Genomic DNA, 22,953 nt, shown 5'->3' on the forward strand with positions numbered 1-22,953 from the left:
TGCTCGCTATCTGAAGTCGTTGATGCGACTGAACCGCGCGGCCGCGATCGGGTTGGCATCGGCCACGAGATCGTCGAACCGGTAGTTCGCTATCTTGGCGATCTCGATCATCGCGAACGACCGCTCCGCCGACGGTGCGTTCTCGACGCGTGACCACCCGTTGGCCAGAACTCGATCGTAACGCTCGGTCTCCCGGGCACAGATCACCAGCGGGAAGCCGAAGTGTTCGCGGTATTCGGCGGCGAGCTGGACGATGTTGTCGTGTTCGTCCTCCTCCAGGTTCGACAATCCGACGTGGTCCGCTGCGTTGAGGGTGCCGGTGGCGTCCTCGCTACCGAGATCGGGATAGCTGTTGATCAGCTCGATCTGTTCCTCGGTGGTTCCGGCCAGCAGCGCCTCCTGGAATGCCTCGCGCAGACTGTGCGCATCGGCGAAAGGCCGCTGCTGGTAGGCGCGTTCGACCACCCACGGAGTGCCTTGCACCAAGCCGCCGAACGTGGCGGCGAAGTCCTCCGCGGACATCTCGTTGACCCGGTCGAGGGTGATGCCCTTACCCGGACCACCGGCGACAGCTTGCCCTCGACCGCCGATGTGGAAGAACAACACGTTGAGCACGATTGCCGAGACCGCGCCCAGAACGATGCCACTGCCGAACAACATTTCCAGCCAGTCGGGCACACCCTCGGAGACCGTCGGTTGAATGGTGACGAGCATTGCGAGCCCGAGACTCGTGGCGACGATGATCAGGTTGCGATGGTCGGTGAAGTCGACCTTCGACAGAGTCTGGATTCCGACGACGGCGACGGTCGCGAACAGAGCCAGCGCAGCCCCGCCGAGCACCGGCGGCGGGATGGATGCCACGACGGCCGCGGTTTTGGGAAGCAGGCCCAACAGGATCATGAACCCGCCGGCCGTGGCCACCACCCAGCGGCTGCGGACACCGGTCAGGCGTACCAGGCCGACGTTCTCGGAGAAGGCCGTGTAAGGGAACGAGTTGAACGTGCCGCCGATGACGGTGGCGACGCCGTCCGCGCGCAGAGTCGCTGCGATGTCGTCCTTCTTGATGCGCTTGCCGACGATTTCACCCGTCGCGTACACACTGCCGGTGGTCTCGACGGCGATGATCAGCATGACGACAATCATCGAAATAATTGCGACAGCACTGAATTTGGGCACACCGAACAGGAAAGGCTGAGTGAAGCCAACCCACGATGCCTCGGCGGTGCCGTCGAAGTTCATGTCTCCCAGAACGAATGCGACGGCGCTGCCGATCACCAGGCCCAGAAGCACGGCGATGGTGGCCATGAAGCCCTTGAAGAATCGTTGGATCAGCACGATGATCAGCAGCGTGCCGATCGCGTAGGCCATCCACCGTCCGTTGGACGGATCCTGTTCGTGCGTAGCAGGATTGGTGACCGCATCGTTGACTGCCACTGGCAGCAGCGCCACACCGATGATCGTGATGACGGTACCGGTGACCACAGGTGGGAAGAAGCGCAGCAGCCTTCTGAAGTACGGAGCCATGAAGAACGTGACGAGACCGGCGACGATGACGGCACCGTAGACGTACAGCAACCCCTCGGTGCCGCCGCCGTTCGCCATCGCGATCGCGATCACCGGAGACACGCCGGCGAATGTCACGCCCTGCAGAAGTGGCAGTCTGACACCGACCTTCCAAAACCCGACCGACTGAATGATCGATGCGATACCGCAGGTGAACAGGTCCGCGTTGATCAAGTGAATCAGCTGCTCGTTGGTCAGTCCGATCGCGCTACCGATGATGATCGGTACGAGCACAGCGCCGGCGTAGAACGCGACGACATGTTGAAACCCGTACGCGGCGAGTTTGGGAACGGGAAGAATTTCGTCGACGGGATGGACGCGCTTGCGTGTGATGGGCTTGACGGACATGGGTGGGCACCTCGCGGGAAGCAACAGGGCAGGATTCCTGCGACGCTGCAGGAGAAGTGCACTAAGAATCAGCCATCACGCCTATCCTCGCTAGTCGAGCGGGTACAAACTTGTCGACGTACTCGACGTGGACGTTGTGCGAACATCCAACACTCGGCCGAACGACGGGAGGAGCGGCGGTGTCCGACTCCGCAGTGGGAGTGGTTCTGGCCGCAGGAGCCGGAACGCGATACGGCTCACCCAAAGTGCTCGCATACGACGGGCTGTGGCTTCGAACGGCAGTACAGGCCCTGGCCGACGGCGGCTGTGATCGCGTGGTCGTCGTGCTGGGCGCGGCCGATGCAGTGGTGCCCGATGGTGCCACTGCGGTGTATGCACCCCGCTGGGAACAAGGCATGAGTGCATCATTCGAGGCCGGGCTGACAGCGGCATCGGACGGGGACTACGCGGTGGTGCACGTGGTCGATACGCCGGACGTCGGACCCGAGGTGGTGCGGGCGGTTCTCGCTGCAGCGCGGGAAACCGGTCTCGCCAGGGCCGTGTTCGACGGCCGTCCCGGTCATCCGGTCGTGCTGGCGCGCCGGCATGTGGAGGCAGCCGTGGCTTCGGCGTCGGGAGACTTCGGTGCCCGGGATTTCCTGAAAGGTCGCGCCGACGTCAGGGCCGTCGAATGTTCGCAATGGGCAACGGGAATCGATCACGACTACCGATAACCCTTGTGCGCGTTTTGCGCCCCTGGAATTACTCAAAACGCGCATGACGGAGGACGTCGTGGGTTTCCCACAGACGTCGACACGTCCCCTCGGGAAGGCCGGTCAGAGTATGCGGGCGGCAACGACGTCGACCATGCCGTCGAATTGGTGGCCACCAGTCGGGAGCTCGACCACTGTCGCCGACGGCAGGGCCTTCGCGTTCAACATCAGGTGCGAAATGGGAACCACCTCGTCGTCCCGGCAGTGGAGAAGCGTCAGCTCGGTCCCAAGTTCCGGGTCGGTGAACGCGTAGTCGGCAACGTCCCACCCACGCGGAGTCCAATCCGGCATCGCCAACAGCGTGGCCCGCCGCGGGCGTTCCCAGCTCCTCTCGGCCAGGACCCTGACGAGGATCGACGCGCCGAAGGAATGCGCGATCACCGCATCATCGGGTCCGAGCCGGTCCAGATGCTGCCTTACCGGTTCGGCCCAGTCCTCGAAACCCATAGCGGTGTCGGATAGCTCCGGCATGAGCAGATCGAGATGCAGAGCCCCAGCCAACCCGCGCGCCAACTCCGCGTCGTCGGCAAATCCGCCTGCACCGTGAACGAACAGAAGTCGTCCGGCCATGATGGGTTCCTCTCCTCGGTATCGCTGTCACGAATTAGGACCGGTGTTTGCCCGTTGATCAACCGGTAGTCACCCAATTTTGTCGTGCGCGTTTTGCGTACCCATAGCTACGGAAAACGCGCACAAGGGTTGACGTCGAACCGACCCGAGTGGAACCATCTGGTGCAGCGTCGCGTGCCGATGACGGACTGCGTCAGGCATGGAGGCGTCGTACTGCCCAGGAGGCAGCGCATGTCCATTTCGTTCGATCACACCATCATCGTTGCGAAGAACAGTTCCGATTCTGCGTCGTTCTTTCGCGACGTGTTCGCTCTCCCCGAAGCGCCGTCGTGGGGGCCGTTCGTCAACGTGCAACTCACCGATGGAACTCTCGTCCAATTCGCAGAGCCGCCCTTCGACGATATTCAGTTTCAGCACTATGCCTTTCGGGTCAGCGACGATCTGTTCGACGCGGCCTATTCCAGGCTGGTCGACCAGGGCGTCGAACACTGGGCAGACCCTCGGATGACCGAACCCGGCACCGTCAACACCGATCACAGTGGCCGCGGAGTGTACTTTCGCGACCCGACCGGGCACTTTTTCGAGATGCTGACGCACTCGTATCTGCCGACGCCGGGTGAGCCGGTACCGTAGCCACGGTGACCGAGCAGCAGCATGTTTCGATGACGAGGGCCGCCTACGACACCGTTGCCGAAAGTTACGCAGACCTCGTACGGCACGAACTCGACGGTCGGCATCTCGAGCTCGGTCTCCTGGCGACATTTGCCGACCGGGTGGCGGGTGGCGAGGTTCTCGAGGTGGGGTGTGGATCCGGCCGCATCACCGAGCACCTGCACGGCCTCGGCGTCGATGTGACCGGAATCGACCTGTCGCCCAACATGATCGAGGTTGCGCGGCGCGAACATCCGCACCTGCGATTCGGTGTCGGATCAATGGATGCACTGGACGCGGGGGACAGCTCTGTCGCCGGGATCGTTGCCTGGTATTCGATCATCCACACCCCGCCGGCGCAGCTGCCGCAGGTATTTGCCGAACTGCATCGAGCGCTGGCACCGAACGGTTCACTGCTGCTGGCTTTTCAATCCGGTAACGAGTGCGTGCGGCTCGAACACGTATACGGACACTCGGTCTCGTACGATGCCTACCGACTCGATCCCGATGTGGTCGCGGGCATGCTCGTCGAGGCCGATTTCGAGGTGGACGTCCGCGTGCATCGCGCTCCGATGGGATTCGAGCCCACACCGCAGGCATATCTGATGGCACGCAAGCGAACATCGTGACGCCTCGAGACCGGTAGGGTTCGCTGGATGCATGCACGCCGTCCACGCGTTCTCTTCGTCACCGACCTGGCGTATCTGTCGAAGGGCCGACGCTACTGCGACGAAGACATCTTCCTGTCGTCACAGCTCCGCGAGTGGGTCGACATCGCGCTGTGTCACCCGCTCGACGCACGTGCGCTGATGGACGACTTCGATGCTGTCGTTGTCCGGAACTCCGGACCGGTGCTGGGATACCAGGATGCTTTCGACGCGTTTGCTCGCCATGCGCGAGAGAACGGTACGAAGGTCTTCACCCAACTCACCGGCAAAGGCGACCAGAGAGGCAAGCAGTACCTGGTCGATCTCTTTGCCGACGGTTTTCCGGTCATACCTACCGTCGACGATCCGCGGAACGTCTCGTGCTTGCCCGAGGTGGATACCTATCTGGTGAAACCGAAATGGGGTGCCGACTCGATCGGCATGCGGCAGGTCGATCGCGCCGAACTGTCGAACCTGAAGCCGGGCAGCCTGATTCAGCCGCGGATCGATTTCGTGTACGAAGTGTCGTTCTACTTCATCGGCCGCGCAGTGCAATATGCCCTGCACGCTCCTGACCCCGGCCGACGCTGGGACTTGGAGCCGTACAGGGCTACTGCTCAGGACGAAGAGTTCGCGCAACGATTCGTCGACTGGAACGACATCGACCACGGAATCACGCGGGTCGACGCATGCCGCACCGTCGACGGTGCGCTGCTGTTGGTCGAGCTCGAAGACCTGAACCCGTACCTCTCACTCGACCGGCTTCCCGAGTCGGAGCGTAGAGAGTTCGTGAACCACACTGCGGAGGCGATCGTAGCGCTGTGTGCCCAACCATAGAGGGCGAAGTCAGTTCGCTACCGTCTTCTCCGTGATTCTCGGACCGAACGATGCGGTGCCCCATCGCCCCGCGCGGATCATCGTGGCGGGGACGTCGGGTTCCGGAAAGACCACTCTTTCCGCTCGCATCGGGTCCTTGCTCGACATCGAACACGTCGAGATCGACAGTTTGTTCCACGGTCAGAACTGGACGCCTCGTGCCACTTTCGAGCAGGAGGTGGACGAGTTCATCGCCCGCCCGTCGTGGGTCACCGAGTGGCAATACAGTCTTGTGCGCGATCGTCTCGTCGAACGCGCGGATCTGATGTTGTGGCTCGATCTGCCGCGCCGAACGGTGATGCGGCAGATCGTGATTCGCACGCTGCGTCGACGGTACGGTAGGCGCGAGCTGTGGAACGGCAACTTCGAACCCCCACTGCACCGCATCTTCTTCGAGCGCGACCACATCATTCGATGGGCTTGGCGCACGTACCCGAAAACCGCGGAACTGGTGCATCGAGCCGATGGCAGTCGACTCGAGCTGATGATTGTTCGCTTTCGGTCTCACCGCGAGGTGGATGCGTGGATCGCGCACCAGCTGACTCCGCTGACGTGACAGGTGCTGTCAGCAGCCCAAGTGCGTTGCGAGAGCCTCGATCGAATCGACGCTGTAGGTCCACTCGGATTCTGCAGCGAGGTCGGTGGTCTGACTCGGCCCGTGCTCCAGCGGCCGGGCGACGAATGCAGTGGCGAAGCCACAGTCGGCAGCCGCCGCGAGGTCACTGTTGTGTGCGGCGACCATCATGCACTCGTCGGGACGGAGCCCGAGGATATCGGCGGTGCGCAGGTAGGCGTCGGGCATGGGTTTGTACGCCTGCACCGGTTCTGCGCCGAGGATGGCATCCCACGGCAGGCCGGCATGCTTGGCCATGTCCAGCAGGAGAGAGATGTTGCCGTTCGAGAGCGGCGCGATGATGAAGTCGGTGCGCAGTCTGGTGAGTCCCGGAACGGAATCGGGCCACGGTTCCAGTCGGTGCCACGCGAGATTGAGTGTGGTCGTGGCGTCCGCGTCCAGGTCGATCTCGAACTCGGAGAGCACCGTTCGCAGGGACTCGAGGTGCAACACGTCCAACCGGGTGAAGGGGCGCTGACCCGAGCGCACCTGTTCCATCGCCGGTTGATAGAGGCTCCGCCAACGATCGGCAAACCGAAGGCTCTCGACTCCCGACCCGCAGATCTCGTGGACCTCGTGGGCAATGCTCGTACGCCAATCGACGACGGTGCCGAAGACGTCGAACAGCAGCGCCTTCACCGCTTCTTCTTCTTGTTCTTCTTCTTGTCCGCAGGATGTCCCGCCGCGGACAGGATGGCTCCGGCCAGTGGGATGAGCAGGAAGAAGAGCCACTTCTGGTCGAAATCGGTAAGGAAGAACAGAGCGAGCGAACCGAAGATGACGATCGGCATCACCACGGCTGCCCAATCGAATCCGCCGTCCTCGACGGCCGGTGTGCCGGAGTCCGATCGAGCGACCGACGCCGACCCGGTACCGGACGCCGCGGGGAGATCGACGAAAACTGTGTCGAGCTCCCCACGCGTCATGGCGGAAGCGATTGTGGCACTGCGCTCGTCGAACTCGGTGACCGTGAGACGTCCCTCGCTGAAGTGCAGGCTCAGCGCGTCGAGCGCCTTTTCCCGATCAGCTGTACCGATACGAATTTCCGGAAGCTCGGACATCGCTACAGGGTAGCGCCATCCAAGTTCTGGATTCGAGCCGAAATTCGCATTGCTACCGAAATGTCGTTATTTGATTTCGGTGAGGACGGTGCCTTGGGTGATGGCGTCGCCTGCGGTGACGGTCAGGCCGGTGATGGTGCCGGCTTTGTGGGCGGTGACGGGGTTTTCCATTTTCATCGCTTCGAGCACCGCGATGAGGTCCCCAGCGGCGACTTCCTGGCCTTCCTCGACGGCGACTTTGACCACGGTGCCCTGCATCGGTGCGGTCACCGCGTCACCGGACGCGGCTCCGGCTCCGGCACCGCCGCGGGTACGGGCTTTGGGTTTGCGCCGTACCGCACCGGCAGACCCGCCACCGTTGCCGCCGAGGGACAGTTCCCCGGGCAGGGACACCTCGACGCGGCGGCCCCCGACCTCGACGATGACGGACTGCCGCGGCAGCAGCTCCTCGTCGTCGATGGGCTGGCCGGCGGTGAACGGCGGGACCTGGTTGTCCCATTCGGTTTCGATCCACCGGGTGTGCACCTCGAAGGACTCCCCGTCGCCGATGAACGCGGGATCGGAGACCACCGCAGCGTGGAACGGGATCACCGTCGCCAACCCTTCGACGGTGAACTCTGCCAGCGCGCGACGGGACCGAGCGAGGGCTTCCTCGCGGGTGGCGCCGGTGACGATGAGCTTGGCGAGCATCGAATCGAACTGGCCACCGATCACCGAGCCGGATTCGACACCGGAATCCACGCGCACACCCGGACCCGACGGCGCGGTGAACGTGGTGACCGGGCCGGGGGCGGGCAGGAACCCACGCCCGGCGTCTTCACCGTTGATCCGGAACTCGAACGAATGCCCCCGCGGCTCGGGGTCCTCGGTGATGGACAGCTCCTCACCGTTGGCGATGCGGAACTGCTGCAGCACCAGGTCGATGCCGGAGGTTTCCTCGGTGACGGGGTGCTCGACCTGCAGACGGGTGTTGACCTCCAAGAACGACACGAGGCCGTCTTGGCCGACGAGGTATTCCACGGTGCCGGCGCCGTAGTAGCCGGCTTCGAGGCAGATGGCTTTGGCGGAGGAGTGGATTTCTTTACGTTGGCCCTCGGTGAGGAACGGGGCGGGTGCTTCTTCGACGAGTTTCTGGAAGCGGCGTTGCAGGGAGCAGTCGCGGGTGCCGGCGACGATGACGTTGCCGTGCTGGTCGGCGATGACTTGGGCTTCGACGTGGCGGGGTTTGTCGAGGTAGCGTTCGACGAAGCATTCCCCCCGCCCGAACGCGGCGACGGCTTCGCGGGTGGCGGAGTCGAACAGTTCGGGGATTTCCTCGCGGGTGCGGGCCACTTTCATGCCGCGGCCGCCGCCACCGAACGCCGCTTTGATCGCGATCGGGAGGCCGTGTTCGTCGACGAACGCCAGAATTTCGTCGGCGTCTTTCACCGGTTCGGAGGTGCCGGGGACCGACGGTGCTTTGGCACGGGCGGCGATGTGGCGGGCGGTGACCTTGTCGCCGAGGTCGCGGATGGACTGCGGGGACGGGCCGATCCAGATCAGACCGGCGTCGATCACGGCTTGGGCGAAGTCGGCGTTCTCGGAGAGGAAGCCGTAGCCGGGGTGGATGGCGTCGGCCCCGGATTTGGCGGCGGCGTCCAAGATTTTGTCGATCACCAGATACGACTCGGCCGAGGACTGCCCACCGAGGGCGAATGCTTCGTCGGCGAGGCGGACGAACGGGGCATCGGCATCGGGCTCGGCGTAGACAGCGACACTGCCCAACCCGGCATCAGCAGCCGCCCGGATCACCCGCACCGCGATCTCACCACGATTGGCAACAAGAACCTTGGTGATCTGAGCACTGGCATGGCTGGGCACTGAGCCTCCTACGAATGAGTCTTATCGTTGCGAACGTCACGTCGGAGTCTAAGCATCGGACTCGTCATCGCTGCAATCGGACTGCACCGCCACGCCGAGTGGACTGGGGCTACTGGCTGGTAGCGATGCGGCCGGTGTCGATGCGGCCGTCACTCGACGGCTCGAGGGTGCCTCCGGGAAGTCGGACGGTCCAGGTGTCGGCAACGTCCGTCAGCAGTCTGCGCAGCGCCCCGATGTACTCGTGCACCCGTGCCGTCGCCTGCTCGGTGTTGGGGTATCGGGCAGCGATGTTGATCCCTTGCGGGGTGCGGTTGATCCACACGTATACGTCGTGTTGATATTGCTTGCTGCGCAGCGCACGGGCATTCCAGTTCGGCCAGTGCTCGGCAGCAGGCGCAAAGCGAACGTCCATGAAGGAGACTACGAAGCGAGGGCGGGCCGAGTAGCCGAGAGTGGTGAACACCCGGTCGAGTGGAACTCGGGCGATCGGTTTGGTCTTCTTCACCTCCGCCGAGGCGGCCGCGATGACCGAGCCGAACGAATCGGCACCTTCGATGTCGAAGGAGATGGGGCACAGCCCGACGAACCACCCGAGCGCAGATGCCCATTGCGGCTCGTCACGGGTGTGCACGGGAGTCACGGTGCGGAAACGAGTGCCGCCGCCCAGTTCGGTGCCGGTGATGGCCAGGACCGCGAGCAGTCCCGCGAACAGGCTGTGCCCCGTCTTTCGGCAGGCGACCGAGAACGAGTCGGCTTGCTCCGGGTCCAGCACCCATGCCGAGAGACCACCCTGCGGCACGTCCTCCGGGCTCGGATCGCCGATGTCGAGTGGAAACGCAGGTAGTTCGCCGTCGCCCTCGACGAGGAAGTCTCGCCACATGGTCACCGCATCGTGAGAATGTTCGAGTTCGGCATGACGCTCGCGTTCGGAGGACCCGAAGTCGAGGTAACTGCCTGCCTCGAACAGGGCGGCAGGCGGACCGCCCAGTTCCGCTCCGTAGAGCGCGGCGATCTCGTGGGCAACCAGGACTGTCGACAGGCCGTCGATGATGGAATGGTCGGCTGCGAAGAACACGGTGATCGGGCGCGTGTCGTCGAGCGGCTCGAGCGTGACGAACGCGTACGCGGGCCATATCAGCGGTGACGTGAACTCGTCGAACAGGTAATGCAGGTGCTCGAAAACCTCGCTCGACTGGCTGCACCGCTCCTGCTCCACCTGCCAGATGTCGATGGCACCCTCCGCCGCGGTCACCCGCGACATCTCGCCGGTCGTCTCGTCGATCGACGCACTGGACCGCATGGCTTCGTGCCGGTCGATCCACTGCAGTACCGCTTGCCGAAACGCCGGTTTGTCGAGCGGGCCCGCAATCTCGAAGGCCGCACCGAGCCACGATTCGCGGCCACGACGGGGACTACTCAGACTCGAGCGGAGGTGCGCCTCGTGAACGTAGGACGTCGGCCTGGTGTCCGGACGCCACCCCGCTGCTTCCGGCGTGCGAGCCTGCGGGCCGACGCTGGGTATCCACTCGGTGAGCGTGCCTGCGGGAACCGCGTAGTCCGCTAACTCCGTGAACTCCATGTCGGCAGCAACCAGCCTTCGTTCGACCACATCGGGGTGAGGATGAATCGAGCATCGACGCTCGTCCCGGCAGTCTACCGATCACCGGATGTATCGATCAAGACGAACGCTCGCGACCGTCAGCGCAAGTGACGCTTGATTCGAGCCAACATCGCCGACATCCCGCGCAGACGCAACGGGCTGACCGCGTCGCTCAGCCCGAGAGCCGAGTAGAAGTCGTCCGGTACATCGAGGATCTCCTGAGCACCGAGACCGTCGAGCCCCTGCGCAAGAATCGAGGCGAACCCGCGAGTGGTCGGAGCTTCCGGCGGGGCACTGAAGTACAGATGCACTTGCTCGCGGTCGGCGGCATCGACGGACAGGAACAGCGGTGACTGGCACTCGGGCACCGGTTCCATCGCATCCTGGGCCAGGTGCTCCGGCAGTGGCGGCAGTTCGCGACTGAACTCCAGCAGCAGCTGTAGTTTGTCCTGCCCTTCCACTGCGGCGAAGTCCTCGACGATTTCGGCCAACGATTCCGGTAGGGCACTCATCGAGTCGCCGGTGCCGATCCGGGCTCCTCGCCCTTGGCGATCGGAACTCGAACGGCGTTGCCCCATTCGGTCCACGAGCCGTCGTAGTTGCGGACCGAGTCGTAACCGAGCAGATGTGTCAGTACGAACCAGGTGTGGCTCGACCGCTCACCGATGCGGCAGTAGGCGATCACGTCGTCGCTCGCGGAGGTAGCGGAATAGATCTCGTCCAGTTCCTTGCGGGAGCGGAAGCGTCCGTCCGGTGCCGCCGCCTTCGCCCACGGAATGCTGACGGCAGTGGGGATGTGCCCGCCGCGCAGTGCGCCTTCCTCGGGGTAGTCGGGCATGTGGGTGCGTTCGCCGGTGTACTCGGCAGGGGAGCGGACGTCGATCAACGGCACTGTGCCGAGGGAGCCGAGCACGTCCGACGCGAATGCTCGAATAGGCGCGTCGTTGCGTTCGACCACCGGGTAGTCGGTCGCAGGATATTCGGGTACGTCGAGAGTGGTGTCGCGGTTCTCGGACAACCAGGCGTCGCGCCCACCGTCGAGCAGTCTCACGTCCTGGTGACCGAACAGCGTGAACACCCACAGCGCGTAAGCAGCCCACCAGTTGCTCTTGTCGCCGTACACGACGATGGTGTCGTCTCGCGAAATGCCCTTGCGGCTCATCAGTTTCGCGAACTGCTCGCCGTCGATGTAGTCGCGGGTGACCGGGTCGTTGAGATCCAGGTGCCAGTCGATCTTGACCGCACCGGGGATATGGCCGACGTCGTAGAGCAACACGTCCTCGTCGGATTCGACGACGCGAAGGCCCGGGGTACCGAGATGGGACGAAAGCCATTCGTTCGACACGAGTCGATCAGGATGCGCATAGTCGGCGTACGTTGCGTTGGAATCGGTTGGTACAGGCACGTATCGGCTCCTACGTAGGATATTCGGCTGGCGGCCCGCCCGGGGGTGAGCGGTCTGCACCATCGATCCTAGGCGTTCACGTCGCCGACGAGTACGAGTGGAGGCTGCGGTTCGCGTTCGGTCAGGTCGTCGGTACGCCGACCCCGGCGTTCGCGGTGTTTGTGGTGGATGCGCGAATCAGCGTGCCGAGTTCGCCGACGAACGCGGTCATCACCGAGCGGGCCATCGCGGTATCGGGGAAACGCGATCGCAATGCCAAGCCGGATCGGGTGCGAGAGACCCAGAATTGGGCATCGTCGGACACCGTGGCGTTGCTGATGTGATGCGCGTTGGAATCGTCGAACTGCTCGTGTCGATCGACCTTGGTGTAGTCGATGTACGACACCATGAACACGTCCTGCCGGGACAGAGTGAATGCGTCCCCGAGATTGGCCAGCACCTGCGGAATCGGCACGGTACCGAGCGGTAGAGCCGAGCGGAACGCACTGTGAGCGGCGCACATCGTGCTGGGCAGGTCGGCGTGGACAGACACGGTCATGGGTGCGTTGGTGGTGAACCACCCCAGTGCACGCGAGAACTGCGGACGGTGTCGGGTGTGCAGCGGAAACAGGAAAGGCACCTGATCCGGCCCGCCGATACCGTTGATGGCCTGCGCGATCGCAGCGACCACGCCCGCGAACATCCCCGCACCGGATCGAGCGCAGAGCTGCTCGAATTCGACGGTCTGCGAGGCGTCGAGCAGGTCGTCCACCGTCGTGGCCTGGGGCGCCGTCTCACCCTCTGCAACTCCCAGATCGAAAGGAAACCTCGGTGTGGTGCCGCCACACTCGACGAGAAAGTTCGACCACTGCATCATGCGCTCATCCGTGGGGTCGATCGGCGGCTCGGCGGCTTCGATGCTGCAGTACTCGACGAAACCACCGACCGGAGGCAGGTCGACCACCGGGTTCGACGGGCTGCGGCGGTAGGCGTCGTACAGGGTGTGGAGCTCGTCGACGACGACCGCGATCGACATGGCGTCGACGTAGACGTGATCGAACGCGCACAGCACCGTCGAGGTGTCCGGTCGATCGATTCCGAAGCAGGTGTACGACGGGAATCGTCGTGCGTCGCAGCGCAGTTCGAGTGCGGTCCTCAGGTGGTCTCGGAGCTTCGGTCCCGAGGAGAAGGTAACCGGCGCGGAGTGCCTCGTCTCGATCGCACCAGGCCCGTAGAGCCTGCGCTCGATACCGGTTGTCGTGGGCACGAAGGCGCTTCGCAGCGTGTCGTGGCGGCCGATCAGATACTCGAAGGCCCGCCCGAGTGCGTCGACATCGAGGCTGCCCGGTACGTCGAACGCTCCGGCAATCCAGACGCGTTCGGCATCGCCCAGATCCCCCAGATGGAAACGCTGGTTGAACGACGGCGGAATCGACGACGGTACCGAATCACCGACGACGATCGGCGAGAAATCGACCAGCGCACCAGCTCTGGGGGCGTACTCAGTGATCGAGGTGACCCGCACCGGCCGGCTCCTGAACGAGGGTGCCCCGTGAGAGCGTGTAATCACCCTCGCGGGCAATGGTGTCGAGCACCTGCGCCAGATGTGAGTGGTAGCGCTCCACCGATTCGGCAGCGGTGTCGGTATCGGGGGTTTGCGCTACCAGGTACAGGTGCTCACCGTCTCGGTTGATCCACATCGATGCGTTCGATGTGGATCCTTCTCCGGTGAAATGCTTCGCTCGGGTGTCCGCGTCCCGTCCGACACCAGGAAACCAGCGAAAGTCGATGTAGGAGAGCATGTTCGGGCTGACGGCCAGCTCGCTGCTCAGAGTGCCGTCTGTCGCGAGTGCGCCCAGTACGGCGTGCACGGGTGCCTCTGCGATCTGCTTCGCCTGCTCGAAGCCCTTGTGAGCCAGGGCTGCGACATCGGAGAACGCGGCGCTGCCTGCAACCTCGAATGCGACCGGTGCGAAGTTGACGAACCATCCCTGAGATTGGCCGTAGTCGCCGTGGTGTCGGGTGCTCAGCACGGTGATCCCGAAATACTCCGAGTTGCCTGCCAACTCGAAATCGGTGATGCCGACGGCGGCGAATATGCCGCTGCTCATCCGGGCTCCAGCGGCTTTGCACGCGGCGTCGAACGCCGACGTCGAGCCTGCGTCCAACAGGTGGCGTTCGACGATACGGACCGGGGCGCGCTCGCCCGGCGCGAGTCCGAGATCGAGTGGAAATCGGGGCATCAAGCCGTCGTGCCGGGTGAAGATGTCACGCCACGCCGTGATCTCGGGGGAGTCGGGTCCGAATGTCGCAGCTCGCGCTCGCTCGTCCGCCGCGTAGGTGAGGTGACTGCCTGCGCGTGCGGGCTCCGGTGCTGCGCCGCCTGTCTCGAGCGCGTACAGATCGGCGAGTTCGCTGATGACGAGCGCCTGCGATCCGCCATCGGTGAACGCGTGGTCGGCACCGTAGTACAAAGTAAAGCTGCCGGACCTGGCCACGACACCGACCGCGAATCCGGGCCAGACCTCCGCGGTTGCTTCGGTCGAGAAGCGTTGTCGGACATAACGTTGGAACTGGTCGGGGTCCGCTGACTCGCCCGCGTCCAGAACGTCGAATCCGGCGACCTCGGGTGGTGCGAGGCGACGTACGACGGCGCCGTCCTCGATTTCGAACCAGCATCGAAGACCTTCGTGGCGCAGCACGTAGGCGGCCAGGGCGCGGCTCATCGCGGCCGTGTCCACGTCGCCGTCGATCTCCGTCGCCACACCGGTGTACGCGGTGTGGACATCACCGCGCTCGCGTGCGGCCCACGCTGCCTTCAGGTGGTCTTCCTGCAGAAACGAGGGGGGAGTCGAATCGACCGGTGCCGCAGCGGCAATCGCCTCGGCAGCCGGTGTCGGATGCCACTCGAGCAGACGGCCCGGGGCAGGATTCCAACTGCCCATGGCGGTGATGATCATCGTTGCTTCGTCCTTTGCGATAAGAGCCGCGTGCCGGTCGGACGCCTCACTCTGCCGAGACGGCCACCGGCCGAGAGACCGACGTGAGCACCGTATCGGTACCGGCGTCGGAGTCGATCACCGCAGTCAACACCGCCACGAACTCGGTGATGAAGCGATGGACATTGGTGGACGCAACATCCGAGCTCGGGAACCGCGCAGAAATGTTCAGCCCTTCGAGCGTTCGGTTGACCCAGAAGTAGACCTCGTCGTCCGCGTGGCAGTTGCTGCGCAGAGCGCGTCCCTTGCGGGCTTGCCACTGGGCAGCGTCCGGAAGAAATCTCAGGTCGATGTACGAGACGACGAATCGAGGTATCTCCGTCGACTCCAGGATCTGTGCGATTCTGGAGTACGGCATACGGGCAAGGCCCTTGTTCGCGGAGCCCGCCGCTGCCGCTGCCTCGAGCGCCTCGCCGAAGGTGCGCGCATTGTCGAGTTCGATCTCCATCGGCAGGATCCCGACGTACCAGCCGACCGATGCAGCCCACTTCTGTTCGTCTCGGGTGTGCATCGGCATGACGGTGCGCAGAGACGTGCGGCCGGACAGGCGCGCGTTCGTGAGCGCCAGGGCCGCAAGTATTCCGGCCTGCATGTTGTACCCGGCTGCGCGGCACGCGGCGTTCACGGCATCGGACTGATCCGAGGTGAGGAGCCACGACGAGATGCTGCTCTGAGCGGCAGGCCCGTCGGTGACGGGTGCCCTCTCGGCCGCCAAGGGAAGCGGGAAGCTCGGAAAGCGTCCGTTTTCCACGGCCAGAAAGTCCTGCCAGGTGCGCACAGCGCTGTGGTCCCTGGTCAGCGTGTCACCCAGCGCTCGCTCGGACTGGCTGAAGTCCACGTAACTACCCACCTCGGGCAATTCGGGATCGGTGCCCTCGAGCGCCTGCGTGTACAGCCGGTCGATCTCGTTGATGGCGTAGATCTGGCTGTAGGCATCCATCACCGAATGGTCTGCAGCGAAAGCGAGCAGGAACGACTCCCCGGGACCGTTCGAGAGAGCGCGCGAGGCATCATCGGGCTCGATGGTCGCCAGGACGAAATGCGGCCATGCCGTCGGCGATACCGTCTTGCCGAACCAGGAGTGCAGATGGCTGAACACCTGCGTTTCGGTTCGCGGTTCGGTGTGCGCGCAATCGACCACCCGCACAGCGTCCGTCGGCACCGTGAAGCGTTGCCAGGAACCGGACTCCGGGTCGCGACTGACTTTGGTCCGGAAGGCCTCGTGCCGCCCCATGTACGCAATGATGGTCGCCCGCACTGCCTCGACGTCGTAACGGCGATGAATCTCGAACACGGTCCCGATCCACGAACCCGGGGCGCTGCGCTCGCAGTGATCCTGGTGCGTGAACGAAAGTCCGCGCGAATCCGGCGACCACCGGTCGTCGTCGACGCGGGGAACCCACTCGGTCAGTCGTCCGGCGGGAAGCGGATAGTCGGCGAGTTCGGTGTATTCCATGTGAGTCCTCTTTCATTCCGGGCTCGGCCAGCGGGTGTTCGGTGTCAGTTCGGTTTCAGCTGGGGCGCGATTACGGTCGGGCCGTATATGTAAAGCGGGGTTGTTGCGTGACCGCGTATTCGACTCGTCGTCTTCTGCGTTTGCGCTTTCCACATTGAAAGAACAACGTTATTGCTGTCGACCCGAAGTGAGTCAAGAAGTCACGATAAGGGCTGCGGGCAACTATTTCGCGACGCGTAAAAGTAATACTTCTCACTGCGGAAGCTCTTGACCGCAGATCGGGGTGCACCCGCGGTGTTTGCTCTCGATTGTCGTATCTTACGGTCGATTTGCCGTTTTTGCAGTCCGCTGTGATGACGGATCACAATGTCGACGGTAATGGTGCCGGTGTCGGGCTCGGACGCGACTTACGCCACCGACCGGCACGAACATGGCGTGAAACACAGGCCGGGCCGGAGTCGAGAACTTATTGCTCGACGTGAATGCATTTCAGTGAGAGATTCACACCGCCGCCGGCTCGTGGGGATGTAGTAGGTTCTTCGCGTGACTCGAATTGGATTTGCCGATCACCTGTTCTTGCGAATGCATCACGGCATCGGATATCCCGTCTATAACCAGTTTCTATGGTGGTTCGACGAATCGGTCCAGCGAAAAGACCTGGAAAAACTACGCGACAACCTGTCCGACGGTCTGCTTGCGCGTCGCGTGACTTCGCCGACGGTGCCGCCTGCTCGTGAACGTTGGATAAACTCTTCGGTTTCTCATCCACTCGATTTTCACCCGGAGTTCATCGAGTCCTCCGACGTACTCGCGTGGGCCGACGGGCGCCTGGGAACGGAGATCGACCCCGAGACAGGACTGGGCTGGCGGCTGGCGGCGGCACCGCTGACAAGCGGTGGGATGGTGCTGGCGCTGACCGCCTCACACATGGTGGCCGACGGCGGCGCTCTGGTCGCCGCGTTCCGTTCCGCGAATTCCCGGGCCGATCAACCACGGCTGACGCCCGCCGAGCACGGTCTGGCTGCAGTCGGCTCGGACGTCGAAGACGCCGTGGTTCAACTTCGATCCGCCGCCGGTTGGCTGCTGAAGTCTGCGGTTGCCGCCCTTCCGATCCCTGCTCGACCCGCACCGCCGCCCACATCCCCGCGAGTGGGCCCGAGGCGTTCCGAGGTAGCGACGGACCCGGCGACCGACTCGGTGTGGACATCGCCTCACTTGGTGGCCGAGGTGGACGCCGCTACATGGAATGCGGTGGCCGAGAACTGGGGTGGCACATCGAACTCGCTGTTCATCGCGATTCTGACGGCAGCGTCCGCACACGCCGGTCGGGCCTCGATGGGCGACACGGTGCAGTGGTCGCTGCCAGTCAGTGATCGAACCGGTGCTGATATCCGCTCCAACGCAACGAAAATCGTGAAGATTGACGTTCCTGTCGACGACGCACTCGACCTGTCGCCTATCCGGTCGATCAGCAAGGCGGCGTTCACCGCGTTCGCCGCGAGGCAGGCGGCGGGTCAGGCACCTGCCGGCATCTCGCAAGCTCTGGTGCAAATGCTGCCCGACGCCGTGGTTGCACGCGTTCCGCAACCTCGGGACGGTGCCGAAGGTTTGGCGTCCAACATGGGTGTGCTGCCGGACGACTTCAGCACGGTGGCGGGTATCCGAGCTCGTGCGGTGTCGGGTCGAGCGACGTTCTTCGGTGCTGACGCAGAGTTCGCTCGAGCACTGGACGGTGGACTGACGGCATGGGTCTGCGAGGCCAACGGCACCGTCACGCTGACCGTCCACGCCATGGATCCCGATCGATTCCCCGGTCACCGAGCTCTCGAAGACCATGTGGCCACCGCGTTGTCTCGATGGGGATTGACCGCGCACTTCTGGTAATCGGGCACTTCTGGTGAATTAGTCAGTGCGCGTGAGCGGCGGCCTCGGTGATGTCTGCTGCGTGCGCAACGGCTGCGTCGGCCGGTGCCACGGTATCGGCCAGCTCACGAGCCGCACATCTGACTGCATCGGTGGTGATATGGGTGATTCCGTGCAGCAGCACGGATTCGGACAACGCCGAGAATTTCGTACTCGCCCCGGCTCCGACCCGTCGCAGCGCTGCTCCCCAGAACGGCTGGTCGGCGCTGAACCAGCACACGAGCGTCGGCAGGCCTGCGCGCGCACTAGCGGCCGTCGTGCCTGCACCACCGTGGTGTACAGCTGCGAGACAACGCGGGAATACGCTCGCATGGTCTACCGATTCGACGATCATGATGTTCGAATCGGTTTGCGCAGCAATCGCTTCGGCACCGGTGAGATCGCTCCAGCCGGCGCAGACCAGGGCCCGTACGCCCAACTCGGTGACCACTGTCGAGATCATGCGCAGCAGCGCCGAGGGGTCGGGAACGGGCATGCTCCCGAATCCGAAGTACACCGGCGCAGAACCGGCCTGCAGCCATCGCTCGAGTGCGGGATCGGTTTCCTGCCGCTCGGCATTCGGCCCGAGAAACCCGACGAACGGTCGCAGTGGCCCCCACTGCTCGGCGAGCCCGGGGAACAGGGCGGACTCGTAGGCCTGGATCTCGACTCCGCCGTACAACTCGGATCGTCTGGGTAGGGAATCGCGGGTGGTCGGCAAGCCGAGGGCTCGTCTCTGGGCATTTTCGCGAGTTTTCATCGACGTCCACCGGAGCGTCTCGGCAAGTGCCCACATCGATCGGTTGACCGCTCCAGGCAAGCTTGCCCCTGGAAAGACTGGGACGACCCCGTTCTTCCGGAGCGGGCAATAGTGAAGGGCCACAAAGGCGTTACCGGTCGCCTGTGCCATGTTGAACGCCATCTCCTGCCCCAGGGACCCGGTGACGATCGCGTCGCCGCCCACCGACATCTGCTCGAGCTCGTTCGTCATCTGGTCCCACCCGTGATTGGCCAATTCCGCCAGTGCAGTCAGTCTGGTCCGCGGGTTCGCAGACTTGATCCGCACTCGAATCAGCTCCGACTCCAACAGGCGATGGGTGTCCGGGCCGAACGAGACCACGCGCACACGTTCGGACTCGGCCATCGTCGAGCGAGCCAAGCACAGCAGGTTGGGGGGTGCGCCGAACACCACGTCATGTCCGCGACGAGCAAGCTCCATGCCGAGCGCCATGCCGGGCGTCACGTCGCCGCGGCTTCCGTTGAACGGCATCACGAACTTCATACGGTCCTTCGCAGTCATTCCGACTTCGGATCGAGCACAACCTATCAGCACCGTCCGGCTTCGTTCGATGAGGAAAACATATGGCGGGAAACACAATTGCGGCCCACCTGCACGCGTACGTCCGCAGCGATAGGCTCTCGTGGTGGAAAGACTGACGTACGACGACGACCTTTTCCTTCGCATGGAATGCGTTCTCGGGGTACCGGTGGTCAACCAGATCGTCTGGCGATTCGACCGCCCGGTCTCGGGCGATGCACTCGAAGCGATGAGGCAGACGCTCGCCGCAGGCCCTGTCGATCGCTCGGTTCGGCGGGCACGGGTCCCTGGCGCGCGGGACAGTTGGACCGCTGCCCGCAGCCCGGCCGATCCTGTCGTCGTCGGCTCACCTATCGATCGCGCGGCACTCGACCGTTGGATCGAGGATCAGGCGGCCGTGCGGTTGGACCCGATCGAGGGCCCGGCGTGGCGACTTTCCGCAACTGCAGTCGAGACGGGCGGCACCGTTGTGTCGTTGGTGGGCTCCCACGTCGTCGGCGACGGCGGAGCGCTGACGTCCGCTGCCGCGGCCGCGCTGAACGGCCGTGCGGTCCCCGACGATTTCGTGCGCGTCGGTCTCGACGGTTCCGGATCCGTGTCGGCTCGCTGGGGTGCCGACGTCGTCGACGGCGTGACCCGGATCGGTGCGGCTCTTTCTGGTGCCGCGCGAGCGCTCGGAGGTACCGCGGTGAGAACAGTGCACGCACGAACTACTGTGGCCGGCCCGACATCCATCGCTCCGACCGCCGGCGACGCGAACGTGAACCGCCCGCGCAAGGAAGTCGCACCTGCGGAGGGCGCATGGGTGCCGAGCACGGTCGTCGTCGACTGCCTGTCTGCGGACTGGACTGCGGCCGCAGCGAGCAAAGGTGGCAGTTCGAACAGTCTGCTGGTGGCCATCGTGCTCGGCATCCTGACCCGCAGTGGACGGATCACCACGGAGGAGCGGGTTCGGGTGGCTCTCCCGGTCAGTACCAGGACAGCGGGGGATCGGCGGGCGAACGCCACGTCCGGCGTCTCGATCCACGTCGACGCGGGAGGGACCTACAGCGAGGATCTCGGAGCGATTCGTGCATCGAGCAAAGAGGCATTCAGGGCGCAGTCCGACCGGACTGTGACGACGACCTTCGAGCTGCTCAAACCACTGATGCAACTGCTGCCCGATGCGATCGTGGCCAGACTCGCCGCGTCCGGATCGGCACCGCTGTGTCTGTGCTCGAATCTCGGCAGTCGAGGTGTTGCGCTGCGCACCATCGGGGGCGTCGACGCCACGGCGGTCGCGATGAGGTCGATCACACAGAACACCGATGTGGCGTTGTTGCGGCGCACCGGAGGCGGCGTCAGTGCGTGGTGGAACGAATCGGGCGAACGGGCGACTCTCTGCGTGACCGGGCTCGACCCTGACAGCTTCCCCAGCAAGGAGCACCTGCGGGGGCTTGTCCGGGCGGAGTACGACAGCTGGGGTCTGACGCCCGAATTTTGGTGACCTCGAGACACCTCACAAATGAGGATGCAGACGGATTTTCGGCCGGATCCCCGGTGCAGCTATGCTTTCCGACGGTTCGAGTGTTCGAGCAGAAGCAAGAAAGGGGCGATCCATGGCAGTGGTCGTGTTGTTCGGGTCCGAGACCGGTACGGCCGAGGAGGTCGCCGACAAGATCGCGGACGTTCTCAGTGATCATGACGCCGAAGTACGCGACATGTTGGAGTACGAGGTGTCCGATATCGACACCGATGACGTCCATGTGATCATCTGCTCCACCTACGGAGACGGCGAGCTCCCCACGGGTGCGGAGCCCTTCTTCGATGCGCTGGTCGAGGATGCACCAGACCTTGCGGGACTGCAGTTCGCAGTGTTCGGGCTGGGCGATCGGGTCTACGAGGACACCTTCAACCGCGGCGGCGAGATCATGGCCGAGAAGCTCACCGAACTCGGTGGAAAGCAGATCGGTAGCCACGCTCGGCACGACAGCTCGTCCAACATCAAGCCCAAGACCATGGCCGAAGAATGGGCTCGCGAATTGATCGACCTGCTGCCCTGAGGCTGTGCCCGTTAGGGCGGGGTCGGACTCCACAGCTCGGCCAACGTTGTACCTACTCGGTTCACCAAGGTCCGCATCAGCGGCAACCCGATGCCGATCACCGAGGACGGATCGCCCTCGATGCGGTCCACGAACCAACCACCGAGTCCGTCCAGCGTGAACGCTCCTGCAACCAGAAGCGGCTCGCCGGAGGCGAGGTAGGCCTCGAGGTCCACCGAGGACGGCGTCGCAAAATGCACCACTGTCGAACTGTGCGCGGCGGCCTGCGCCACGACAACGCCATCGGTCACGCGGAGCACTGCATGACCGGTCAACAGCGCACCGCTGTTGCCCGCCATCGACTGCCACCGCTCCCGCGCCACCTCGACCGAATGCGGCTTACCGTGTAGTTCGCCGCCGATCGACAGCATCGAATCGCAGCCTACGACCACCAGATCGTCGGTCGAGTCCGCGAACGTCTCGGCCACTGCGGCCGCCTTGGCCCGGGCCAGTTCCGTCACCACCGTTTCCGGGGACGCCGACGGCCCGAGAGCCCGGGCGAGCGCATCTTCGTCCACCCCCGACACCCGGACGATCGGCTCGACGCCGGCTCCGCGCAACACCGACAGTCGAGCCGGTGACGCGGATGCGAGAACGAGCCGAACCGGGCCTCTCACCTTCTCTTCCGGCGGCACCGTCACCCTCGGTGACGGCCCGACGCGGCGTACGAATACGCCGACTGAGGTGCGAAACCGCGATGAAGAAGCGTCGGCGATCCCCATAGCTCCGGAGGCCGAGAAGTGCCCGCATCCGCCGAACCACCCTGGGCAGCCGTCAGAACCGCCACCAGAGCAGCGAGATCCTCGTCGCTCGGATTGCCTTTCACCACACGAACTTCCGGAGACGCGGCGGAGACACCGGCCTCCGCTACGGCCTGGTCGCTCGCTGCAACGAGATTCGCTTCGCCGCTTGCTGCGTCATGATTCGCTTCGCCGCTCATAGGGGGATGTTTCCGTGTTTCTTGGGGGGCAGGGTCACTTGTTTGCGTTCGAGCAGGCGCAGTGCGGTCACGATCTGCCCGCGGGTGTGACTGGGCGGGATGACCGCGTCGAGGTACCCGCGTTCGGCCGCGACGTACGGGTTGACGAGGGTGTCCTCGTACTCCTGCTGCAACTCGAGGCGCAACGCATCGACGTCCTCACCGTTGGTCGCCGCCTCGAGAAGTTTCTTGCGGTAGACGAACCCGACCGCACCCGAGGCGCCCATCACCGCGATCTGCGCCGTCGGCCACGCCAAATTCACATCCGCACCCATGTGCTTGGACCCCATCAC

Annotated in this window: 23 protein-coding genes; 8 read left to right on the plus strand and 15 right to left on the minus strand. The window is 64.2% G+C overall.

What is annotated here, in order from left to right:
- Positions 1 to 6: 6 nt before the first annotated feature.
- Positions 7 to 1,911: a 2-oxo-4-hydroxy-4-carboxy-5-ureidoimidazoline decarboxylase gene (uraD, locus tag ACIGGF_RS21760; protein ID WP_397523237.1), complete on the minus strand. Its 1,905-nt coding sequence runs from the start codon at positions 1,909 to 1,911 to the stop codon at positions 7 to 9.
- Positions 1,912 to 2,090: 179 nt separating this feature from the next.
- On the opposite strand from uraD, the gene ACIGGF_RS21765 reads away from it, so the two are divergent.
- Complete coding sequence (locus ACIGGF_RS21765) at positions 2,091 to 2,624, plus strand: NTP transferase domain-containing protein (protein WP_397523238.1); 534 nt, start codon at positions 2,091 to 2,093, stop codon at positions 2,622 to 2,624.
- Between the two features lie 102 nt (positions 2,625 to 2,726).
- Here the strand turns inward: ACIGGF_RS21765 and ACIGGF_RS21770 are convergent, their stop codons facing one another.
- On the minus strand, positions 2,727 to 3,233 hold the full coding sequence (locus ACIGGF_RS21770; protein ID WP_397523239.1) for an alpha/beta fold hydrolase: 507 nt from the start codon (positions 3,231 to 3,233) through the stop codon (positions 2,727 to 2,729).
- 231 nt (positions 3,234 to 3,464) lie between these two features.
- Between ACIGGF_RS21770 and ACIGGF_RS21775 the strand changes: the two genes are divergently transcribed.
- The 4 genes from ACIGGF_RS21775 to ACIGGF_RS21790 are packed head-to-tail and all read left to right on the plus strand — an operon-like array spanning position 3,465 to position 5,963.
- Positions 3,465 to 3,866 (plus strand): VOC family protein, encoded by a 402-nt coding sequence (locus tag ACIGGF_RS21775; protein WP_397523240.1) that lies wholly within the window; start codon positions 3,465 to 3,467, stop codon positions 3,864 to 3,866.
- A gap of 5 nt (positions 3,867 to 3,871) precedes the next feature.
- Positions 3,872 to 4,513, plus strand: coding sequence for a class I SAM-dependent DNA methyltransferase (locus ACIGGF_RS21780; protein WP_397523241.1), 642 nt, complete (start codon positions 3,872 to 3,874; stop codon positions 4,511 to 4,513).
- A gap of 27 nt (positions 4,514 to 4,540) precedes the next feature.
- Positions 4,541 to 5,368 (plus strand): hypothetical protein, encoded by an 828-nt coding sequence (locus tag ACIGGF_RS21785; RefSeq protein ID WP_397523242.1) that lies wholly within the window; start codon positions 4,541 to 4,543, stop codon positions 5,366 to 5,368.
- Between the two features lie 31 nt (positions 5,369 to 5,399).
- Complete coding sequence (locus tag ACIGGF_RS21790; protein WP_397523243.1) at positions 5,400 to 5,963, plus strand: AAA family ATPase; 564 nt, start codon at positions 5,400 to 5,402, stop codon at positions 5,961 to 5,963.
- 9 nt (positions 5,964 to 5,972) lie between these two features.
- Here ACIGGF_RS21790 and ACIGGF_RS21795 read toward each other — a convergent pair whose 3' ends face one another.
- The 9 genes from ACIGGF_RS21795 to ACIGGF_RS21835 form a co-directional block, all read right to left on the minus strand.
- Positions 5,973 to 6,659 carry a haloacid dehalogenase type II gene (locus tag ACIGGF_RS21795; protein WP_397523244.1) on the minus strand — a complete coding sequence of 229 codons (687 nt, stop codon included), beginning with the start codon at positions 6,657 to 6,659 and terminating at the stop codon, positions 5,973 to 5,975.
- Entirely contained in the window at positions 6,656 to 7,081 is a 426-nt protein-coding gene (locus tag ACIGGF_RS21800; protein WP_397523245.1) for a DUF1707 domain-containing protein, read from the minus strand. Before ACIGGF_RS21800 ends, ACIGGF_RS21795 begins: the two co-directional genes overlap by 4 nt.
- Before the next feature lie 66 nt (positions 7,082 to 7,147).
- Positions 7,148 to 8,941 carry an acetyl/propionyl/methylcrotonyl-CoA carboxylase subunit alpha gene (locus ACIGGF_RS21805; RefSeq protein ID WP_397523246.1) on the minus strand — a complete coding sequence of 598 codons (1,794 nt, stop codon included), beginning with the start codon at positions 8,939 to 8,941 and terminating at the stop codon, positions 7,148 to 7,150.
- Positions 8,942 to 9,050: 109 nt separating this feature from the next.
- Complete coding sequence (locus ACIGGF_RS21810; RefSeq protein ID WP_397523247.1) at positions 9,051 to 10,550, minus strand: condensation domain-containing protein; 1,500 nt, start codon at positions 10,548 to 10,550, stop codon at positions 9,051 to 9,053.
- 89 nt (positions 10,551 to 10,639) lie between these two features.
- Positions 10,640 to 11,053, minus strand: coding sequence for a SufE family protein (locus tag ACIGGF_RS21815; protein WP_397523248.1), 414 nt, complete (start codon positions 11,051 to 11,053; stop codon positions 10,640 to 10,642).
- On the minus strand, positions 11,050 to 11,946 hold the full coding sequence (locus tag ACIGGF_RS21820) for a sulfurtransferase (RefSeq protein ID WP_397523249.1): 897 nt from the start codon (positions 11,944 to 11,946) through the stop codon (positions 11,050 to 11,052). The genes ACIGGF_RS21815 and ACIGGF_RS21820 overlap by 4 nt, the downstream gene beginning before the upstream one ends.
- 121 nt (positions 11,947 to 12,067) lie before the next feature.
- Complete coding sequence (locus ACIGGF_RS21825) at positions 12,068 to 13,450, minus strand: condensation domain-containing protein (protein ID WP_397523250.1); 1,383 nt, start codon at positions 13,448 to 13,450, stop codon at positions 12,068 to 12,070.
- Positions 13,428 to 14,885 (minus strand): condensation domain-containing protein, encoded by a 1,458-nt coding sequence (locus tag ACIGGF_RS21830; protein WP_397523251.1) that lies wholly within the window; start codon positions 14,883 to 14,885, stop codon positions 13,428 to 13,430. Before ACIGGF_RS21830 ends, ACIGGF_RS21825 begins: the two co-directional genes overlap by 23 nt.
- A gap of 46 nt (positions 14,886 to 14,931) precedes the next feature.
- On the minus strand, positions 14,932 to 16,380 hold the full coding sequence (locus tag ACIGGF_RS21835; RefSeq protein WP_397523252.1) for a condensation domain-containing protein: 1,449 nt from the start codon (positions 16,378 to 16,380) through the stop codon (positions 14,932 to 14,934).
- Positions 16,381 to 16,923: 543 nt separating this feature from the next.
- On the opposite strand from ACIGGF_RS21835, the gene ACIGGF_RS21840 reads away from it, so the two are divergent.
- Positions 16,924 to 18,264, plus strand: a complete 1,341-nt coding sequence (locus ACIGGF_RS21840; protein ID WP_397523253.1) for a hypothetical protein — start codon at positions 16,924 to 16,926, stop codon at positions 18,262 to 18,264.
- 22 nt (positions 18,265 to 18,286) lie between these two features.
- Here ACIGGF_RS21840 and ACIGGF_RS21845 read toward each other — a convergent pair whose 3' ends face one another.
- The gene (locus tag ACIGGF_RS21845) at positions 18,287 to 19,582 is read right to left on the minus strand and encodes a glycosyltransferase (protein WP_397523254.1); all 1,296 of its coding nucleotides are present in this window, start codon (positions 19,580 to 19,582) and stop codon (positions 18,287 to 18,289) included.
- Positions 19,583 to 19,706: 124 nt separating this feature from the next.
- On the opposite strand from ACIGGF_RS21845, the gene ACIGGF_RS21850 reads away from it, so the two are divergent.
- Entirely contained in the window at positions 19,707 to 21,086 is a 1,380-nt protein-coding gene (locus ACIGGF_RS21850) for a hypothetical protein (RefSeq protein ID WP_397523255.1), read from the plus strand.
- 112 nt (positions 21,087 to 21,198) lie between these two features.
- Positions 21,199 to 21,642: a flavodoxin domain-containing protein gene (locus ACIGGF_RS21855; protein ID WP_397523256.1), complete on the plus strand. Its 444-nt coding sequence runs from the start codon at positions 21,199 to 21,201 to the stop codon at positions 21,640 to 21,642.
- 11 nt (positions 21,643 to 21,653) lie between these two features.
- On the opposite strand, the gene ACIGGF_RS21860 is transcribed toward ACIGGF_RS21855, so the two are convergent.
- The 3 genes from ACIGGF_RS21860 to ACIGGF_RS21870 form a co-directional block, all read right to left on the minus strand.
- Positions 21,654 to 22,298 carry a Maf family protein gene (locus ACIGGF_RS21860; protein ID WP_397523257.1) on the minus strand — a complete coding sequence of 215 codons (645 nt, stop codon included), beginning with the start codon at positions 22,296 to 22,298 and terminating at the stop codon, positions 21,654 to 21,656.
- A 20-nt stretch (positions 22,299 to 22,318) separates the two neighbouring features.
- Positions 22,319 to 22,621, minus strand: a complete 303-nt coding sequence (locus tag ACIGGF_RS21865) for an acyl-CoA carboxylase epsilon subunit (RefSeq protein WP_397523258.1) — start codon at positions 22,619 to 22,621, stop codon at positions 22,319 to 22,321.
- A partial coding sequence (locus ACIGGF_RS21870; protein ID WP_397523259.1) for a carboxyl transferase domain-containing protein occupies positions 22,618 to 22,953 on the minus strand: 336 nt, incomplete at its 5' end. The genes ACIGGF_RS21865 and ACIGGF_RS21870, both read right to left, overlap by 4 nt.

This window comes from Rhodococcus sp. NPDC078407 (assembly GCF_044542515.1).
Lineage (GTDB): Bacteria > Actinomycetota > Actinomycetes > Mycobacteriales > Mycobacteriaceae > Rhodococcoides.

Coding starts and splice junctions, on each gene's coding strand:
- ACIGGF_RS21845 (WP_397523254.1), bottom strand. CDS start 19,582: ATGACTGCGAAGGACCGTATGAAGTTCGTGATGCCGTTCAACGGAAGC.
- ACIGGF_RS21830 (WP_397523251.1), bottom strand. CDS start 14,885: ATGATCATCACCGCCATGGGCAGTTGGAATCCTGCCCCGGGCCGTCTG.
- ACIGGF_RS21835 (WP_397523252.1), bottom strand. CDS start 16,380: ATGGAATACACCGAACTCGCCGACTATCCGCTTCCCGCCGGACGACTG.
- ACIGGF_RS21770 (WP_397523239.1), bottom strand. CDS start 3,233: ATGGCCGGACGACTTCTGTTCGTTCACGGTGCAGGCGGATTTGCCGAC.
- ACIGGF_RS21800 (WP_397523245.1), bottom strand. CDS start 7,081: ATGTCCGAGCTTCCGGAAATTCGTATCGGTACAGCTGATCGGGAAAAG.
- ACIGGF_RS21815 (WP_397523248.1), bottom strand. CDS start 11,053: ATGAGTGCCCTACCGGAATCGTTGGCCGAAATCGTCGAGGACTTCGCC.
- ACIGGF_RS21775 (WP_397523240.1), top strand. CDS start 3,465: ATGTCCATTTCGTTCGATCACACCATCATCGTTGCGAAGAACAGTTCC.
- ACIGGF_RS21785 (WP_397523242.1), top strand. CDS start 4,541: ATGCATGCACGCCGTCCACGCGTTCTCTTCGTCACCGACCTGGCGTAT.
- ACIGGF_RS21855 (WP_397523256.1), top strand. CDS start 21,199: ATGGCAGTGGTCGTGTTGTTCGGGTCCGAGACCGGTACGGCCGAGGAG.
- uraD (WP_397523237.1), bottom strand. CDS start 1,911: ATGTCCGTCAAGCCCATCACACGCAAGCGCGTCCATCCCGTCGACGAA.
- ACIGGF_RS21865 (WP_397523258.1), bottom strand. CDS start 22,621: ATGAGCGGCGAAGCGAATCATGACGCAGCAAGCGGCGAAGCGAATCTC.